General features: G+C 68.4%; 9 protein-coding genes. 7 read left to right on the top strand and 2 right to left on the bottom strand.

What is annotated here, in order from left to right:
* The first annotated feature begins 139 nt into the window (after nucleotides 1–139).
* The 7 genes from ACLJPD_RS28485 to ligA all read left to right on the top strand — a co-directional run bounded on the left by ACLJPD_RS28485 (nucleotide 140) and on the right by ligA (nucleotide 15,216).
* Nucleotides 140–6,565, top strand: coding sequence for an SDR family NAD(P)-dependent oxidoreductase (locus tag ACLJPD_RS28485; protein ID WP_410876232.1), 6,426 nt, complete (start codon nucleotides 140–142; stop codon nucleotides 6,563–6,565).
* Nucleotides 6,565–7,971: a condensation domain-containing protein gene (locus tag ACLJPD_RS28480; RefSeq protein WP_410876231.1), complete on the top strand. Its 1,407-nt coding sequence runs from the start codon at nucleotides 6,565–6,567 to the stop codon at nucleotides 7,969–7,971. Before ACLJPD_RS28485 ends, ACLJPD_RS28480 begins: the two co-directional genes overlap by 1 nt.
* Nucleotides 7,968–8,684: a hypothetical protein gene (locus tag ACLJPD_RS28475; protein WP_410876230.1), complete on the top strand. Its 717-nt coding sequence runs from the start codon at nucleotides 7,968–7,970 to the stop codon at nucleotides 8,682–8,684. The genes ACLJPD_RS28480 and ACLJPD_RS28475 overlap by 4 nt, the downstream gene beginning before the upstream one ends.
* Complete coding sequence (locus tag ACLJPD_RS28470; RefSeq protein WP_410876229.1) at nucleotides 8,681–10,132, top strand: MFS transporter; 1,452 nt, start codon at nucleotides 8,681–8,683, stop codon at nucleotides 10,130–10,132. The genes ACLJPD_RS28475 and ACLJPD_RS28470 overlap by 4 nt, the downstream gene beginning before the upstream one ends.
* A 74-nt stretch (nucleotides 10,133–10,206) precedes the next feature.
* Nucleotides 10,207–11,859, top strand: a complete 1,653-nt coding sequence (locus ACLJPD_RS28465) for a bifunctional 3'-5' exonuclease/DNA polymerase (protein WP_410876228.1) — start codon at nucleotides 10,207–10,209, stop codon at nucleotides 11,857–11,859.
* 90 nt (nucleotides 11,860–11,949) lie between these two features.
* Nucleotides 11,950–13,176 (top strand): lipase family protein, encoded by a 1,227-nt coding sequence (locus ACLJPD_RS28460; RefSeq protein ID WP_410876227.1) that lies wholly within the window; start codon nucleotides 11,950–11,952, stop codon nucleotides 13,174–13,176.
* A gap of 48 nt (nucleotides 13,177–13,224) precedes the next feature.
* Nucleotides 13,225–15,216 (top strand): NAD-dependent DNA ligase LigA, encoded by a 1,992-nt coding sequence (ligA, locus tag ACLJPD_RS28455; RefSeq protein ID WP_410876226.1) that lies wholly within the window; start codon nucleotides 13,225–13,227, stop codon nucleotides 15,214–15,216.
* Nucleotides 15,217–15,279: 63 nt separating this feature from the next.
* On the opposite strand, the gene ACLJPD_RS28450 is transcribed toward ligA, so the two are convergent.
* Both ACLJPD_RS28450 and ACLJPD_RS28445 read right to left on the bottom strand, forming a co-directional pair.
* A complete protein-coding gene (locus ACLJPD_RS28450; RefSeq protein WP_410876225.1) occupies nucleotides 15,280–16,890 on the bottom strand; it encodes an acyl-CoA synthetase in 1,611 nt (536 codons plus the stop codon).
* Between the two features lie 22 nt (nucleotides 16,891–16,912).
* Entirely contained in the window at nucleotides 16,913–18,151 is a 1,239-nt protein-coding gene (locus ACLJPD_RS28445; protein WP_410876224.1) for a hypothetical protein, read from the bottom strand.
* Between the last annotated feature and the right edge of the window lie 4 nt (nucleotides 18,152–18,155).

Genomic DNA, 18,155 nt, shown 5'->3' with positions numbered 1-18,155 from the left:
GGGGCCGATCACAGGGGGTTTCGCGAATACCCGTCCGAAATTCCAGAGGTCGTTGATCGCCACGATCGCCGCATCGGCGGGCTTCTACGTTGGCACCAACGGTCACATGTCACAGGCCGGTCGAACCGGAGGAAATTGCGTGTCGGATATAGCCATTGTCGGAATCGGATGTCGGTTCGCGGGCGGAATCGATTCCCCGGAATCGTTCTGGGACTTTATCGTCGACAAACGCGACGGCGTCGTGGAGATGCCCGCCGATCGCTGGGATTGGCGCCGCTACTACGACCCCGAGCCGCGCACGCCGGGGCGCAGCTACACCAAGCACGGCGCCTTCATGACCAGTGATCCGTGGGAATTCGACCCCGACTTCTTCGGGATCTCGCCGCGCGAGGCCACGGTGCTCGACCCGCAGCAACGGCTGATGCTCGAGGTGACCTGGGAGGCACTCGACGACGCGGGCATCGCGGGCCGCTCGGCCGGCGCGCAGATCGGGGTCTACGTTGGCGGTTTCGTCGTCGACCAGTCGGTCATCGGCGTGGTCGGCCCGGCGCTGTTCCACACCGACATGCACACCCCGGCCAGTGCCTCCTACACGATGCTGTCCAACCGGATCGCCTACGCGCTGAACCTGGTCGGTCCGGCGATCACGGTCGACACCGCGTGCTCCTCGTCGCTGGTCGCGCTGCACCTGGCCTGCCAGGCGCTGGACAACGACGACTGCCGCGTCGCGGTGGCGGGCGGCGTCAACGTGATGTTGCAGCCCGAAACCTTCGTCCTCATGTGCAAGGGCGGATTCCTGGCCACGGATGGTCGCTGCAAGTCCTTCGACGCTTCCGCCGACGGCTACGGCCGCGGCGAGGGCGCCGGGATGGTGGTGCTGAAGAAGCTCGACGACGCGGTGCGAGACGGTGATCGCATCTACGCGGTGATCAAGGCGACGGGCTCGAATCAGGACGGGCGCACGACCGCGATCACCGTGCCCAATGTCGACTCGCAAGAGGCGCTGGCCCGCACTGTGTGCGAACGCTCGGGCCTCGCGCCCGACCAGATCACCTACCTGGAAGCGCACGGCACCGGAACGCTGGTCGGTGATCCCGTCGAATTGCGCGCGCTCGGTAGGGTTTTCGGCTCGCCGTCCGGACGCACCGGCACCATCGGCGTCGGCTCGGTGAAGGCGACGATCGGTCACACCGAAGCCGCCGCGGGCGTGGCCAGCGTGATCAAAGCCGCGCTGGCAGTACAGCATCGCACGCTGCCGCCGCAGGGTTGGCTGAACAATCCGAACCCCGACATCCCGTTCGACGAGCTGGGCCTGCACGTACAGACCGAGGCGCAACCGCTGCCCGCCGACAGTGGCCCGATGTCGGTGGCGGTCAACGGATTCGGCTACGGCGGCACCAACGCCCACGCGATCCTGCAGGAGTTCCGCGCGCCCGCGTCGTCGACCGAACCGGCCCGCCATCTCGGCATCCTGCCCATCTCGGCGCGCAGCACCGGTGCCGCGCGCGCGTTGGCAGGCCGGTTCGCCGACCTGATCACCGCGGGGGCCGACCCGGATCGGCTGGCCGAAGCGGCGTGGACCAGGATGGCCCACCACCCGTTCCGCACCGGTGTCCTTCTCGACGACTCCACCGACGAGCTGGTGCGCGCCCTGCACGAGTACGCGTCGGGCGCGGGCCGCGACGCCAGCCGCACGGTCTCCTCCGGCGCCGCCGAACCGGTGTTCGTGTTCTCGGGCATGGGACCGCAGCACTGGAAGATGGCGCGCGAGCTGCTCGCTGCCGGTGGGGTGTTCGCCGACACCGCCGAGGAGATCGACGCGGAGTTCCGCGCGCTCGCGGGGTGGTCGATCATCGAGGAACTGCGCAAGCCCGAGGAGGAGTCCAGGGTCACCAGCACCGAGGTCGCCCAACCCGCGAATTTCCTCGTCCAGGTGGGCCTGGTACGCGAACTGGCCGAGTACGGCATCGTCCCCGCGGCCATCGTCGGGCACAGCGTGGGTGAGGTATCGGCCGCGTATGTGAGCGGCATGCTGTCACTGGGCGAGGCGGTGCGCGTGGCGTATCACCGGGCGCGCCTGCAGGCCACGACCGCGGGAACCGGCGGGATGCTCGCGGTCGGAATGACCAGGGAGCAGGCCGACGCGCTCATCGCCGACGACCCGCGCGTCGACATCGCGGCGATCAACAGCCCGACCTCGTTGACCCTCTCCGGCGACGTCGACCGCCTGGACGAGATCGCCGAAAAGCTCACCGAGGACGGTGTATTCGCCCGCCGACTGCGCGTTGAAGTGCCGTATCACAGCCGACTGATGGACCCGATCCACGACGAATTGCACACGGCGCTGGCCGATCTGGCCCCGCAGCCACCGGTGGTGCCGCTGTACTCCTCGGTGACCGGGGAACTCGTCACCGGCGGCGACTGGAACGCCGAGTACTGGTGGTCCAATGTCCGTCAGCCCGTGCGGTTCTTCGCCGCGATCGGGAGCCTGATCGCCGCGGGCAGCCGGATCTTCCTCGAGGTCGGCCCCCACCCCGTGCTGTCGGGCAACATCCGCGAGGCCCTGGTGGACGCGGACGTGAACGGCACCACCGTGCCCACCCTGGACCGCGAGCAGTCCGATTCGCACAGCATCCGGCGCACTCTCATCGGTCTGCACGCCGCCGGTGTCCTCGACCGTGAACTGCTGTTCCCGGCCGAGCGCGGCGTCACCGCGCACGTGCCGCTGCCGCGCTACCCCTGGCAGCGCACCCGCCTGCACTCGGCCCTGCCCCTGTTCGAGCAGGCCCGCCTCGGCACGCCCGACGGTTACGCCATGCTCGGCGATCCCGATGTGGAGGGGCGCCCGGAATGGCTGCTGCAGGTCGGCACCGAACTGCTGCCCTGGCTGGCCGACCATGTCGTCAACGGCGTCAAGATCATGCCCGGCGCGGCGTATCTCGACGCGGCGTTGAGCGCGACCGCCGAGCGGATCGGCAGCAAACAGGTTGCGCTGGAAGGGGTTCGGTTCGTCGCGCCGCTGATCATGGGTGCCCCCGATGTGCCGCTGGTCGCGATGAGTATCGAGGAAGCCAGCGGCCGATTCCTGATCAGGTCGCGCAGTGCGACGGGCGCGGCGTGGACGGTGCACTCGACCGGTCGCACGTTGACCGGCAGTTACGAGCAGACCGAAGTCGAACTGCCGACCATCGAGGTGGGGGTCGATGTCGATCCGGCGATGTTCTACGCGGGTCTGGCCTCGGCGGGCCTGCAATACGGTCCGACATTCCAACGGGTGACCTCGGTGCGAGTCGGGCGCGACGTGGTGCTCGCTTCGGTCGACGGCACCATCGCCGCCGGCTCCCGGCACCTGGCACACCCGGCTGTCGTCGATGCCGCGATGCAGTGCGCCGCGATGCTTTTCACCGACGAACGGATCAACGAGGGCGTCATGGTGCCCGTCGGGGTGACCGCGGTGCGCCTGCTCGCCGAACTCCCGGCGCAGATCACCGTGATCGCGCGGCGCGACCCGAATGCCCGCCTGCGCGCCGATGTCGATCTCCTCGACCAGGACCGAAAGCTGGTCGCGCGCTTGACCGGACTGCAGATCGGGGCGCTCAAACCCGGTGACGACCCCCTGCACCGGATGGCCGATTTCTACTACACCGAAACGATGCAACAGTGCGATCCACTCGACCCCACGGCGCTCGCCGAAGCAGGATCGGTGTCGACGGTGATCGTCGCACTCGGCGACAGCGCTCGGTTCGGTGAACTCGCCGCCGCGATCCCCGGTGCGCGGGTGTACGTCGCGGACCCGGCCGACGATGACCTGGAGGCGGACCTGGTCGCCACTGTGGCGGCGGCGAAAGCCGAAGGCGCGCAACGTCTGCACGTCTGTGTCGTGGTCGGTGCGGGCACCGACGATGTCGCCGATCTGTGGACGCTCAAGCGCATCGCGGTCGCCGTGTCGGAATATGTGACCCCGACCGTAGAGGGCGCCGCACCGCAGATCCACTTCGGTGACGGCGATGTGCACGCCACCCTGGTCACCGAATCCGCCTTCGCGGTGCCCGGTAGCGATGCCGTATCCGACCCGCGCCAGGCCGCGCTCGCCGGTGGTCGCCGGGTTCTGCTCAACGAGCAGACCCCGTTGCGCTGGCGGTTAGTCGACACCGAGCCGAATACCTCGATCGCCGATCTCGTCACCGAACTCGGTGTCCCCGGCGCCTTTTCACTCGACAACGTCGACGAGGTACTGCTGCGCGATGGCGTCCGCTGGGCGCCGGTGGTGACCAAACCGCTGCCGGAGCGCATCGAAGAACTGGAGACATCGCACCCGCTGACCGACCCGGAGGTGAACTTCGAGCTGGATATGCCGCGGACCCGGCTGCTCTCGCAGGTGGCGTGGCGGCAGTGCCCGCGCCCGCAACCCGCGCCGGGGCAGGTCGAGGTCGCGATGGCGGTGATCGGACTGAACTACAAGGATCCGCTCAAGGTCATCGGACTGCTCGGCGAACGCGAACTGGCGCCGACCTATTTCGGCACCGTGCCCGGCATGGAGGGCATGGGTACCGTGGTGCGGGTCGGCGCCGGTGTCACCGATGTCGCGGTCGGGGACAAGGTCGCGGTGGCGTCCAAGGGCATGATGCGCCGATTCGCCGTCGTCGATCGCGCGCTGGCGGTCATCGTGCCCGCCGACACCGATCCCGGCTACTGCACCAGCACCATCGCCTTCGGCACGGCCGAATACGCCCTGCACGACCTGGCCCGCCTCGAGCCGGGGGAGACCGTGCTGATCCACGGCGCCGCAGGCGGTGTCGGCACGGCGGCGATCCAGGTGGCCAAGGCGCTGGGCGCTCGCATCATCGGCACGGCGAGTTCGCCGGAGCGCCGCGCGCATGTGCTCGCGATGGGTGCGGACCACGCGGTGAACTCGCGTTCGCTCAACTTCGTCGACGATGTGCTGGCGCTGACCGGCGGTGCGGGCGTCGACGTGATCATCAGCAGTGCCCCCGGCGAGATCCTGCGCCAGAACTTCAATGCCGCAGCGGAGTTCGGGCGGATCGTCGAGGTCGGTAAGGCCGACATCTACACCGGCGGCCTGCTGGAACTGGCCAATTTCGACAAGAACCTCGCCTATTACTCGATGGACCTCGACCGCCTGGTCGCGGTGCGCCCACAACGGCTGTCGCGACTGCTGCAGCGAGTGTTCGAGAAGGTCACCGAAGGCGTCTACACCCCGTTGCCGTACCAGATGTTCGAGACGCACGAGGTGAGCCAGGCGTTCGAGGAGACACTGCGGTCCTCGCGCGTCGGCCGCGTCGCCCTGCGGATGGACGACCCGCAACCACCCGTTCGGCCCTATCTCGACGAGCTCGAGATCGACTCCGCGGGCAGCTATCTCATCACCGGTGGGTTCGGCGGCTTCGGCATGGCGATCGGCCGCTGGCTGACCCTGCGTGGTGCGCGCAGGCTGGTGCTGGTCGGGCGTAGCGGTGCGGCCACCGAGACGGCTCGGCGCCAGCTCGAGGCCTGGCGGGCGCTCGGCATCGAGGTGGTCGAGGAACAGGCGGACGTGACCGATGCCGCCGCGGTCGCCGCGATCGTGGATCGCGCGCACAGTGCACAACATCGGCTGCGCGGGGTCTTCCACGCCGCCGGTGCGGTGGCCGACAACCGGCTCGCGAAGATGGAATTCGGCGAACTCGACCGGGTCTACCGACCTAAAGTCCTTGGTGCGCAAGTGATCCACCAGGCGGTGGCCGATGCGGGCATCGCGCTGGACATGTTCGTGCTGTGCTCCTCGGGCGGCTCGATGTACGGGATCTATGGGCAGTACAACTACTGCGCCGCCAATGTCGCCGTCGAAGCTCTGGCACGGCGCTGGGCCGCCGCGGGCGAACGCGCGCTGTGCATCGGCTGGGGTCACCTGTCCGGTGCCTCGGGTGGCATGGCCTCGGACGAAACCGCCGAAAAGTATTTGGACCTGGTGGGTTTCGGCCCGATCGACATGGCCGACGCCACCGCTTACCTCGAACAGACCCTGCGCCTCGGCGCGACGAACGCGGCGATCATTCCCACCGACTGGGCGAAACTGACCGGCACCTTCCCGCAGTTGGTGCGCACCGGCCGCACCGCCGCCCTGGCCCGATCCTCGGCGAAGGACACCTCCGAATTGGCCAGGCTCCGTGCGGAACTCGCCGCCATGGAGGAGGCGAAGCGCGGTCCCGCCATCGCCCGCAAGATGGCCGACGAACTCGCCGTGGTGATGGGGGTGCCGGTCGAGTCGATCGACATGACTGTGCCGGTGCCCGAATTGGGGCTCGACTCGTTGATGGCGGTCGAACTGGGCGCACGGGTCACCAAGACGCTCGGCATCGACCTGATGTCGATGCAGATGGGGCGCTCGTTCAGCTTGGAACAGGCCGGGCCGAAGGTCGCCGAACTGATTCTGGCGTCCGAACCCGGTGTCACACCGCCACTGTCGGAGACGGCGCCGGGTGACGCGGCCCCGCCGAGCGTCGAGGTCCCCGAACAGTGGACCGTCGACCGCCCGGCGGAGGTCTCGATGGCGGGATCGCACTGATGGTCGACTTCGGCTTGATCGACGAATGGCGGCCCGCGCCCGGCCGGCTCGTGACCTGGTTCGCCTCGGCGGACTCGGTCGCGCGCGCGGCGCGGGCACCGGCCCATCCGGTGCCGCCCTCGTTGCAGCAGGAGCAGTACCTGCGCCTGGCCGACCGGCACGTCGACGCGGACTTCCGGTTCTCGGGCCTGTGCCTGGTCACCGCGCAGATCCCCACCGGCGACCTGGATCGCGACGCCGTCACCCGGGCGATCAACGCGTTCCTGCTACGCCACGACACCTTTCGGACCTGGTTCGCTGTCGAACCGGGCGGCACCGTGCGCCGCCACCTGGTGCCCGCGGCCGATGTCGAATTCGTCCCGGTCGACTACGGCTACATCGACGACCCGGAGTCGATCTGCCGACACGTCGAGAAGACGACACCCGGCCCGTTCCAATGGGATTGCTTCACCTTCGGCACCATCGAGCACGGCGACTCCACCACCGTGTACCTGGCCGTCGACCACCTGCACACCGACGGGCTCGGGCAGTACCTGTCCGCGGTCGATTTCGCCCAGCTCTACGCAGCACAGCTGTGGGACGAGGCCGAACCGCTCGCGCCCGCGGCGAGCTATCTCGACTACTGCCGCAACGAGCGACTCTTCAGCGATCAGCAGAGCCTGTCCTCACCGGGTGTGAAGAAATGGCTGGCGCTGCTGGGTGGCAACGACAACCGGCTGCCGGTCTTTCCGCTCGATCTGGGTAAGCAGACCGACGGCTATCACCGCAGTGCGCACCGCAGCGTCGTGCTGTTCGACGACGACGAAGCAGACCGATTCGAGGAAGTCTGCCGGGCCAACGGTGCCGAGTTCGTCGGCGGTGTGTTCGCCGCGGCCGCGCTGGCCGAACGCGAGCTGGTCGGTTCGGACTACTACTTCGGGATGACCCCGGTCAGCACCAGAACCACGGCAGCCGAGAACAATTCGGTGGGCTGGTACGTGACGCTGGTTCCGGTCGCGTTCCCGCTCAGCGAACGCACCACCCTCGCCCGCGCGCTCACGATCGCCCAACGCGCCTATGACAGCGGACTCCTGTTGGCGCCCACCTCGTTTCACCGTGTTCTCGACCTGCTGCCCGCTGATTCCGAGATCAAGGCCGAGCCGGGGTGGGTCACCCCGATGATCTCGTTCATCGATGCCAGGGAATTCCTCGGCAACGAGTTGTTCGACAGCATGCGAGCCGGGGTCTTCGCCAACCGCGCCGCCTCGGAGGAGGCGCTCATCTGGATCAACCGGCTACCGGGGCAGACCTCGCTGAGCGTCATCTTCCCCGACACCGCGATCGCGCAGGAGTCGGTGCGCCGCTACCTGGCCACCATGAAGTCCGTATTCGGAGCCATCATCGACAGCGCCGCGGAGCACGCATGATCCGAGAAGAATTCGTACCGACCATCTTTCGTGACCCCGACATTCCCGATGGGGAGAAGTCCAGATACCGCGTCGGAATCTCCGGCGAACCCGGCGGCTTCGAGGTATCCCACGTCGTCGTGCACGACCGTGGCGGCTACCACACGACAATCGAGGCGAGTCCGGAAGGCAAGAGCGGGCGCGATCGCGAACTGATCATGACCGTCGAGCAGCGCATCGGGCGCATCGACGGGCGACTGCACGCGGAAAGCTATCGCGCGCTGACACGGTCGGGGTCAACGGTGGTCTCGCGCGAGGAAGTGAACTTCGTCGACACCGTGCATCTGCAGTTCGGCGGCCTGCCGGGTCCGTTCCCCCCGAATGTGATGCCGATCGCCGGCGGGCTGACGATGCTGCGTGGACTGGAATTCGCCGACGGGCTGATCGAGACGATCGACGTGTGGCTCGCGGCCTCCGTGCACTGGCCGCTGCTCGTGCGGGTGGAGAAGCAGGTCGTCTGCGCGGGACCGGCCGGGGTGTTCCCGTGCTGGCAGGTGCGGTTGCGGCCCGGCTTCGAGCAGGTGAACGGGATGCTGGACAAGATGGTCGGCTCCGTTGTGCCGCCGTTCATCGCGCTGTTCGAGGTGGCGGCGCCGCATCGGATGGTGCAGCTGAGTTTCCCGACCCAGATGTCGATGTCGGCCCCGCGCGCCACGATGGAATTGGTGTCATGAGCGAGACCACCGGGGTCGCGAAGGCGCAGGTGCCCGAACTCGGCGCGTGGCTGGCGTTCGGTGCCTGTCTGATCGCGGTGTTCATGCAGATGATCGACGTGACGATCGTGAACACCGCGCTGCCGAGCCTGACCGCCGACCTCGGTGCGTCGAGATCGGCCCAGCTGCTGGTGATCTCCGGGTACGCCCTCGCCTTCGCCTGCACCCTGCTCACGGCCGCGCGGATCGGGGCGATGATCGGTCGGCGCACGATGTTCCTGGTCTCGGTGCTCGCCTTCACCGCCGCCTCGGTGTGGTGCGGATTGGCCGATGGCGCAACGGAACTGGTGATCGCCCGGGTCGTTCAAGGTGCGGCGGGGGCGGGGATGGCCGCCCAGACCATCGCGATTCTCACCGCGGGCTTTCCGCGCGAACGTCATCCGTTGGTGTTCGCGCTGTACGGGGGAGTGGCCGGGTTCGCCGGGATGTTGGGGCCGATCGTGGGCGGCGTGCTGCTCACCATCGACGTCGGCGGTTGGGGGTGGCGGTCGGTCTTCCTCATCAATCTGCCGATCGGGCTGTTCGCGTTCGCGCTGGCCTGGAAATTCCTGGACCGCGGCCGCCCGGAGGGTCGGCACCAACTCGATCTGGTCGGTGCCGCGCTGTCCGGGCTCGGCCTGTTCGCCCTGATCGCGGGCTTGGCCCTGATCCAGCAGCACGGGTGGCGGCTCGACCTCATCGCCCTGACCGGTGCCGGGCTCGTCCTGACAGCGCTGTTCCTCGCACAGCAACGCAGCCGCACCGCGCGCGGTGCCAGTCCGCTCCTGCGCCTCGACCTTTTCGGCAATCGCGGGTTCCGGATCGGCTCGGTGCTGGTCGGCGGTTTCTTCGGACTGTTCACCGCGTTCGTGTTCGCCGCCTCGATCACGATGCAGGATGTGCTCGGCTATTCGCCGCTGCTCACCGGGATGGTGATGACCCTGTTCGCCCTCGGTGCGGGCGCCGGTGCGATCGGTTCGCTGGTGCTGGTTCCCCGCTGGGACATCTGGGCGCTGGCCGCCGGGATCGCGCTGTTCGGCGGATGCATCGGCGCGGGCGGGGTGTACCTGTATCTGGTCGACGGGGTGGCGAACGCGCTGTTGTGCGCGGGGCCGGTGTTCGCGGCCGGATTCGGGGTCGGGGTCTTCGGTGTGCAGCTGCAACCGATGATGCTGTCGGGGCTGGACGCCGACCGGATGGCTGAGGCCTCCGGTGTCCTGCCGACCGTCGAGCAGGTGGGGAACGCGGTCGGTCTGGCGGTGTTGACCACGGTGTTCTTCCGTTCGCACAGCCTCGGCGGCAGCATCATGATGATGGGTGCGATCGCCGGAGTCGCGGTGGTTCTCGGGGTGCTGACCTTGGCGATGCCGTCTCGGGAGCATCGAGAACAGGCTGCGGCCGGGGCTGCGCGAGTGTCGGAATCGGACTAGCGCTCGGCACCCGCCGAGTCCGTTCTGGTCGTCGACCAGCATTTGTGTCGGACCCGGCTGCCAGACTCTGGCGGGTGCGATGGGCGATTGCGGAGACGGGCGATGGTGGCGCTCGGTTATGCCCGCTCGACCTCGATGGCCGGCCCGCGGGGCCGGTGGTCAAGGAGGCTTCGCTCGTCGAGGCAGTGCGTGCGCGGCCCGAGGTGCAGCGGTGGGTGTGGCGATCCACCGCGGAGATCTACCGGACTCTGTTGTCGGCGGGCGTGCGTGTGGAGCGTTGCTATGACGTCCAGGCGGCGGAGGCGCTGCTGATCGGGTACGAAGAAGGGCAGTCGGGGCAGGCGCGCTCCCTGGCGGCGGCCTGGGCGCGATTACACAACCTGCCCGTTCCGCCGGATGCGCCGTTGCGGGTCGCCCAGACTCAGCCGTCATTGTTCGAGTCGGGCCCGGCCCCGTTGCCGCCGGGAATCGACGAGTTCACCGCCCTGCTCGCGGTCTACGCCGCGCAGGTCGCCCGCACCGCCGCGACCGAGCATCCGGACCGGATGCGCCTGCTGCTCGCCGCCGAATCGGCGGGCATGCTCGTCGCCGTCGAGATGGGGCAGCTCGGCATTCCCTGGCGCGCCGATGTGCACCGCGAATTATTGGATTCGATCCTGGGCGAACGCTTTCCGGGCGCATCGGAGCCGCGCCGGATGGCGGAGCTGGCCGACGAGGTGTCGCGGGCCTTCGGTACCGGGGTGCGAGTGCGGCCCGACCTGCCCGCCGACATCATCAGAGCTTTCGGTCGCGCCGGAATCATGCTGTCCTCCACCAGGAAATGGGAACTCCAGCAGATCGACCACCCGGCCGTCGCCCCGCTGCTGGCCTACAAATCGCTGTACCGGCTCCACACCGCGCACGGTTGGTCCTGGCTCGAGCAATGGGTGCACGGTGGGCGCTTCCGGCCCGAATATCTGCCGGGCGGCACAGTATCGGGCCGCTGGACCACCAATGGCGGTGGCGCACTACAGATTCCGAAGATCATCCGGCAAGCGATCCGCGCCGACCCCGGCTGGTCACTGGTGGTCGCCGATGCCGACCAGATGGAACCGAGGGTGCTCGCCGCGATCTCGCGCGACCCCGGATTGATGGAAGCGGCCGGTCGCGGCGAAGACCTGTACGCGGACCTGGCGGCTCGGGGATTCGGCGGCGACCGGGACCAAGCCAAGCTCGCGCTGCTCGGCGCCATCTACGGCCAGACCTCCGGCGACGCACTGACCCACCTCGCGGGCCTGCGCCGCCGCTATCCGGCTGCGGTGGCCTACGTCGACGACGCGGCGCGCGCCGGCGAGGAAGGCCGCCTCGTGCGCACCTGGCTGGGGCGCACCTGCACGCCGTTATCGGTTACGCCCGACGACACAGACGCGTCACCGAACACGCGCGCCGATTCCGCCGCCCGCGCCCGTGGCCGCTTCACCCGGAACTTCGTGGTCCAGGGCAGTGCCGCCGACTGGGCACTGCTGGTGCTGGCAGGCATCCGGCACGCGCTGCGTGACCTGCGCGCGGAACTGGTCTTCTTCCAGCACGACGAGGTGATCGTGCACTGCCCGACCGAGGAATCCGCCACGGTCGCCGCGGCGATCGCCACCGCCGCCGACACAGCGGGCCGCATCGCCTTCGGCCCGACACCGGTGCGATTCCCGTTCACCACCGCGGTAGTGCAGTGCTACGGCGACGCCAAGTAGTAGGACTTCGCTGCTGTTGCGGTGCCGGCTGCCGTCGAATGCACTACCCTCACGGCCACGAACTAGAACACGTTCTCGGGGGAGTGTGCGATGCGGGCAAGGGAAATCGTGACAGTGCGGGCGACGGTGGTCGGTGCGGTTGTCGCGCTGGTAACGGCGTGCGCGGGGTGGGCTACGGCAGTGCCGCTGCCGGAACAGGATTCGTTCTACGCCGAGCCTGCCGGTCTCGCTGACCTGGCCAACGGGACAGTGCTCGCGTCCCGGGCGATCGAGCCGGAGTCGTTCCTGCAGCCGCTGTCCGCCGAGGCGTGGCAGGTGCAGTACAAGACGATCGACAATCATGGCGCGCCCCGTGCCTACATCGCGACAGTTCTTGTGCCGCACGGAGAATGGACTGGAGACGGTCCGCGTCCGCTACTGGCGTACCAGGTTGCCGAGGACGGTGTCGGCTCGAAATGCGCACCCTCGTATGCGCTGCGCGGTGGAATCGATGGCATCCCGAGCAACGCCTACTCCGAGACCGGCATGATTCGGATCGCACTGCAACAAGGCTGGGCTCTGGTCGTGCCGGACTATCAGGGGCCCGACTCCGATTTGTTCGGTGCCGACGGTTATGTCCACGGCGTGCTGGACGGTATTCGCGCCGCCAAAGCCTTCGAGCCCGCGGCTGTCGACCCCGCGGCGCCGATCGGCATGTGGGGATACTCCGGCGGGGCGCAGGCCACCGCCATCGCGGCGCAAGCGCACAGCACCTATGCCCCCGACCTACGATTGACCGGTGTGGCGCTGGGCGGGATCGTCGCGGACCTGGAGGCCGCCATGGCCGGCTTCAACGGCGGGATCGCGGGCGGAGCGGCGGTGGTCGGCCTGGCGGGGTTGAACCGGTCCTATCCGCACGCCGATGTGGCGCAGTACCTCAACGAATCCGGCCGCGGGATGTTGGCCGCGAGCCGAGCCGATTGCCTGCTCGACGCCGCGCTGGCCTATCCCTTCCTCGATGCGGCGACAATGGAAGCGTGGCCTGGATCGATCACGAACAACCCCGAACTGAGCAAGGTGGTGCGGGCGGCCAGTCCCTTGTTCCGTCCGGGCGCACCCGCCGTGCCGGTGCTGGTCTACCACGCCGTCGCTGACGAATTCGCGCCCATAGGCTCGGCGCGGGCGCTGGCCGGGAAATACTGCGCCGCCGGGACTCCGGTCCAGACAGTTGAGCGTCCGATCGGCGAGCACGGTACCGAAGCCGTGCTGGGATTATCGACGGCCCTGACCTTTCTGGCCGACCGATTCGCCGCGAAGCCGACGGCAAGCACCTGCTGAGCTGAGTCGGGCCGATAGATGTCGGTGGGTGTCGGTAGCGTCTGGGCTGTGGAAACAGGGGAACGAATCCGAGAACTCGCCGACCGGATGGTGGCGCTGCGCGACGCCTACTACCAGGGGGCGCCGCTGGTCGCCGACGCGGAATTCGACGCGATCGAAGACGAACTGCGCGGCCTGATCGAGGCCCATCCCGACCTCGCGCCGGACCCGAATCCCCTGGACCAAGTCGGTGCGCCCGCGGTGCTGCACGCCCCGGTACGGCACTCGCGGCCGATGCTGTCGCTGGAGAAGGCGACCAAGCCGGAACAGGTCGAGGCGTTCTTCGGCCGTTTCCCCGGTCAGTCGGTGGTCGTGATGCCCAAGCTCGACGGGTTGTCGCTGGCGCTCGTCTTCGAGAACGGGCGGTTGGCGCGGGCGGTGACCCGTGGTGACGGCACCACCGGTGACGATGTGACCCCGCTGGTCCGTGCCCTCGTCGACGGGGTTCCCGAGCGAATCGAGCTGCCGGGCCGCGTCGAGGTGCGCGGCGAGGCGGTGATGTTGCGATCGACCTTCCTCGCCTACAACACCGCGCACCCGGACAAACCGCTGATCAATCCGCGCAACGCCGCGGCGGGCACCCTGCGGGCGAAGGACCCGGCCACCGTGTCCGAACGGCGCCTGCAATTCTTCGGCTTCGACCTGGACACCTCGGCCGACGACGCCGCCCACGACCTGGGCGAAGGGCTGCGCGCGATCGGAGTCGCGGGCGCGCGGATGCGCCTGTGTGCCGATGCCGCACAGGCGCAGGCGGCGATCACCGAGATCGAGCAGGGGCGCAACGACCTGGACTACGACATCGACGGTGCCGTACTACGGCTGGCCGACCGCGACGCCTACGCCGCAGCCGGAACCCGGTCGAACTCCCCGCGTGGTGCGCTGGCGTTCAAGTTCGCCGCCGAGGAGAAGACGACCCTGCTGCGCGAGGTGATCTGGGACGTCGGCAAAACCGGCAAGATCGTCCCGGTCGCGTGGCTCGAGCCGGTGTTCGTGGGCGGCACGACGGTCACGAAGGCGACGCTGGCCAACCAGGAGGTGATCCGGGCCCGCGATATCAAGATCGGTGACACGGTGCTGGTGCGCCGCGCGGGTGACGTGATCCCGTTCGTGGCAGGTGTACTCGACGCCGCCAAACGCACAGGCGAGGAGCTCGAGATCGTCTCGCCCACCGCCTGCCCCTCGTGCGGGCAGCCGGTCACCGAACAGGGCAACAGCCGAGAACTGTTCTGCACCAACGTTTCCTGTCCGGCGCAAACGGTGCGCAGGCTGATCCACTGGGCCTCGCGGGCGGCGGCCGATATCGATGCCATCGGGGGAGTGTGGATCGAACGCCTCGCCGAGGCGGGCATTCTCGAAAGCCCGTCGGACTTCTACACATTGACCAAGGAACGCCTGCTCGAATTCGATCGCATCGGCGAGATCTCGGCCGCGCGCATGATCGATTCCATCGACGCCAGCCGCCAGGTCGGCCTACGCCGCGCCCTGATCGGCCTGGCCATCCCGATGGCTTCCGACGGCACCGCCGCGCGCCTGGCCCGCTCGGGTTTCGGCTCCCTGGAGGAGGTCGCCGACGCGGGCGAGGAACGGCTCGTCGCCGTGGAGGATATCGGCCCGAAGGTCGCCGCCTCCCTGGTCGCGCACCTGACGCGGCTGCGTCCGGAACTGGACCGCCTGCGAGAGCTCGGTGTCTGCCTTGACGTGCGCGAGGAGGACCTGCCGCCGGTCATCGCGGCAGGCGCGCCCCTCGAAGGCAAAACGGTGGTGATCACCGGTGCGATCAGCGACCCACGCTCCGGCGAGAAGGTGGCCCGCCCGACGTTCCAGCGCCTGTGCGAGCAGGCGGGAGCGATAGCGGCCTCTTCGGTCTCGGCCAACACCGACATGCTCATCACGGGCGCGGGAGTCGGTGACAGCAAACTGGCGAAGGCCGAGAAGCTCGGTGTCGAGGTCGTCGATCAGGGCGAGATCTGGAAACTGCTGATCGACGCCAAGATCATCTGACGAACGCGGGCGGAGCGGTATCCACTCTGCCCGCGTCCTCGACGGTGGCTTCGCGGCGTCGTCTCACTCGGATCGATGGTCAGGGGCGCGGTCGGTGACGTAGTCCTTGGCCCAGCGGTAGTCGGGTTTGCCGCTGGGGGAGCGAGAGATCGTGTCGGCGATCCAGAGCAGTTTGGGGATCTTGTACCCGGCCAGGTGCGGGCGAACGTGGGTGCGCAGGGCGTCGAAGTCGACGGTGTGGCCCGGGGCGATCGAGATGATCGCCGCGACCTGCTGGCCCCACCGTTCGTGCGCGACGCCGACGACCACCGCGTCGTAGATCGCGTCGTGGGATTTCACGACGGCCTCGACCTCCTCGGGGAAAACCTTCTCGCCCCCGGTGTTGATCACCATGTTGCCGCGGCCGATCAGGGTGATCGAGCCGTCGGTCTCGGCGCGAGCACGGTCGTCGGTGACCACGATGCGGGCGCCGTCCACCGACTTGAACAACCGGGCGCTGCGCTCGGGGTCGTTGTAGTAGCCGAGCGGGACCGCACCGGTCTTGGCCAGCCAGCCCTCCTCGCCGGGGGCGACGGGTCGGCCGTCCTCTCCGACGACCACCGCGCCGCGTCCGGTCTGCACCCGGGGACCCCGCGCCGGATCGTCGTCCTTCTGCGCGAAACCGATACCGCCGAAACCGGTTTCGGACGACCCGATCGAGTCCGACACCATCGAGGTCGGAAACTTCTCCAGCAGTGCGTTCTTCACCGGCTGGGACAGCAGCGCCGCCCCCGAGGCGATCACGAGCAGCGAGGCCGCGTCCACCGGCTCCGCGTCGAAGGCATCGATGAGCGGGCGCGCCATCGCGTCGCCGGTGATGACCATGATGTGCGGCCGGTGCGTGGCGACGGACTGCCAGATCTGTGCCGGGTCGAAACGCGGCTCGAACAGCACGGCGTTGCCCGACCACAGGGCGTTGAAGGTCGGCATCATGGCCGCCGCGTGGATCAGCGGCGGGAGCACGAACCAGATGCTCGGAACCTGTTGCGCACCGGTCGAGGACTGCTGGAATTCGTCGCGCACCGGTTCCCCGGAGTAGAAGTCGATGCCGCCGCCGAGGACGCGCCACATGTCCTCCTGGCGCCACATGACACCCTTGGGCATGCCGGTGGTGCCACCGGTGTACATCATGAACAGGTCATCCGCCGTGCGAGTGACCTTCGGGCGCACCGGGTTTCCCGCCGCGACGAGTGGTTCGTACAGGATGGCGCCCGAATCCGGGTTACCGACGGTGCGGTCGTCGTCGACACAGATCGACCGGCGCACCGTCGGAGCGAGCGCGAGCCCCGCGCGCACGGTCTCCTCGTAACAGGCGTGGTAGACCAGCACCTCGAGGTCGGCGTTGTCGTAGACATAGGCCAGCTCGGTCGGGCGGTACCGGTAGTTGATATTGATCGGGACGGCGGCCAGCTTGAAGCAGGCGATCAACGTCTCCATGGTCTCGATGCTGTTGTGCATCTGGAATCCGACGTGCGTACCGTGGCCGACGCCCGCCTCGGCCAGCTGGTTGGCCAGCTGGTTGGCGCGAATATCGAGCTCCTGGAACGTCACTCGACGATCGCGCTGAATCAGCGCGATCCGATCGGGCATGGCGTCGACGGAGTGTTCGAACAGGTCGGCGAAGTTGTGTGCCATGTCAATCTCTCTCGACGATCTCTCACACGACGGTGAGCGGCAGGGGAATTCCCCGGTCGGTGAAGGCGAACCCCGCACCGGTGCTGAATCGGGTCACCGCGACTTCGGAAGCTTCACGGAACGGTTGGTCGGCCACGTCGATCTCGACGGTCCAGCCGTGCTGATCCGTGGCGGTGAGGCGGGTGACGAACCGCGGGTCGACCCCACGGACCAGGACATCGAGGGGGCGCAGGTCCTCGGGGGTCAGCATCGACGGCCACGCGCCGTCGGTCCGCGCGCCGCTGGTGTGCGGAAAACGCAGGCGCACACCGCCATCCGCGAGCGCGATCTCGATGCCCGTGTAGTTCACCGGGTTCAGCGCTGGATGGAGACGCAAGACCGTGGCGAGCGCCTGCGGATCGCGGCCGAGGCCGAGGCAGTTACGCAGGCGTTCCGAGGTCAGTCCGGCGATCCCGGCGAACTGCTTGCGCCCGATCGCGAGGGCGGTGTCGGCATCGGAGCGCTCCCGGATGGCGACCATGAACCCGAGTGTCAGCAGGTGCTGTTGCAGGCAGATCTCATCGGCCATCCGCCGCAACGCCGCATGGGAGAAATCGGCGAACCGCAGATCACTCAGCAGCGGGCCGCTGTAGTCGGCCGCGCCGTCCTCGCCCGCGTCGATCTCGGCCAACTCCAGCTGCGCGGCAACGGAATTCGCGAGGAGCGGCGCATTGCGCGGAACAGCGGGTGGGACGTGGGCGGGATCGATGACGACCGTCCACGCGCACACCGGGGTCCGGTCGGCGGGCTTGCGCGGTGGTCGATGCACCGGGCGCACCTGCGCGTGCGGATTGGTGGCCAGCGCGGTCGCGTCGAAGGTGGGGTCTTCGATGTCGTGGCACATCGCCACCACGAATTCCTCGCCCATCGGTTCCACATCGGCCAGTGCCCCACAGTGATCGAGCCAGAACTCGCCGTGATCGTGGTCGTCGACCCGGAACCGGAAGTCCATGAACTGCGGTGGCGCGCCGATATCGAGTTGCAGCCCTTTGAAGATGGTCTCGACGCTGTCGCCGGTGAAGCGCAGGGCCCGCTGCATCCGGCGGGTGTAGATCGGGCTGGCCAGTTGCCACTCCTCGATCGCGACCGCCGTCATGCCCTCGCGGCCGAACGCGGCGATGGTGTGCGCCATCCCGGACCGGTCGATGAGGTGACCGCACAGCAGCAACTCGGGAACCAGCGCGGCCAGCTGATCCCTGGACAGGTCGGCATAGCTGCTCATCGGG

Source organism: Nocardia sp. A7 (genome assembly GCF_046549215.1).
Classification (GTDB): Bacteria; Actinomycetota; Actinomycetes; order Mycobacteriales; family Mycobacteriaceae; genus Nocardia.
Note: the sequence above shows the minus strand (reverse complement) of the source record. Positions and strands in the feature narration are given on the sequence as shown.

Bases quoted from the DNA above. Each gene is read 5' to 3' on its own strand.
- ACLJPD_RS28475 (WP_410876230.1), top strand. From the start codon at position 7,968: ATGATCCGAGAAGAATTCGTACCGACCATCTTTCGTGACCCCGACATT.
- ACLJPD_RS28480 (WP_410876231.1), top strand. From the start codon at position 6,565: ATGGTCGACTTCGGCTTGATCGACGAATGGCGGCCCGCGCCCGGCCGG.
- ACLJPD_RS28445 (WP_410876224.1), bottom strand. From the start codon at position 18,151: ATGAGCAGCTATGCCGACCTGTCCAGGGATCAGCTGGCCGCGCTGGTT.
- ACLJPD_RS28460 (WP_410876227.1), top strand. From the start codon at position 11,950: ATGCGGGCAAGGGAAATCGTGACAGTGCGGGCGACGGTGGTCGGTGCG.
- ACLJPD_RS28470 (WP_410876229.1), top strand. From the start codon at position 8,681: ATGAGCGAGACCACCGGGGTCGCGAAGGCGCAGGTGCCCGAACTCGGC.
- ACLJPD_RS28450 (WP_410876225.1), bottom strand. From the start codon at position 16,890: ATGGCACACAACTTCGCCGACCTGTTCGAACACTCCGTCGACGCCATG.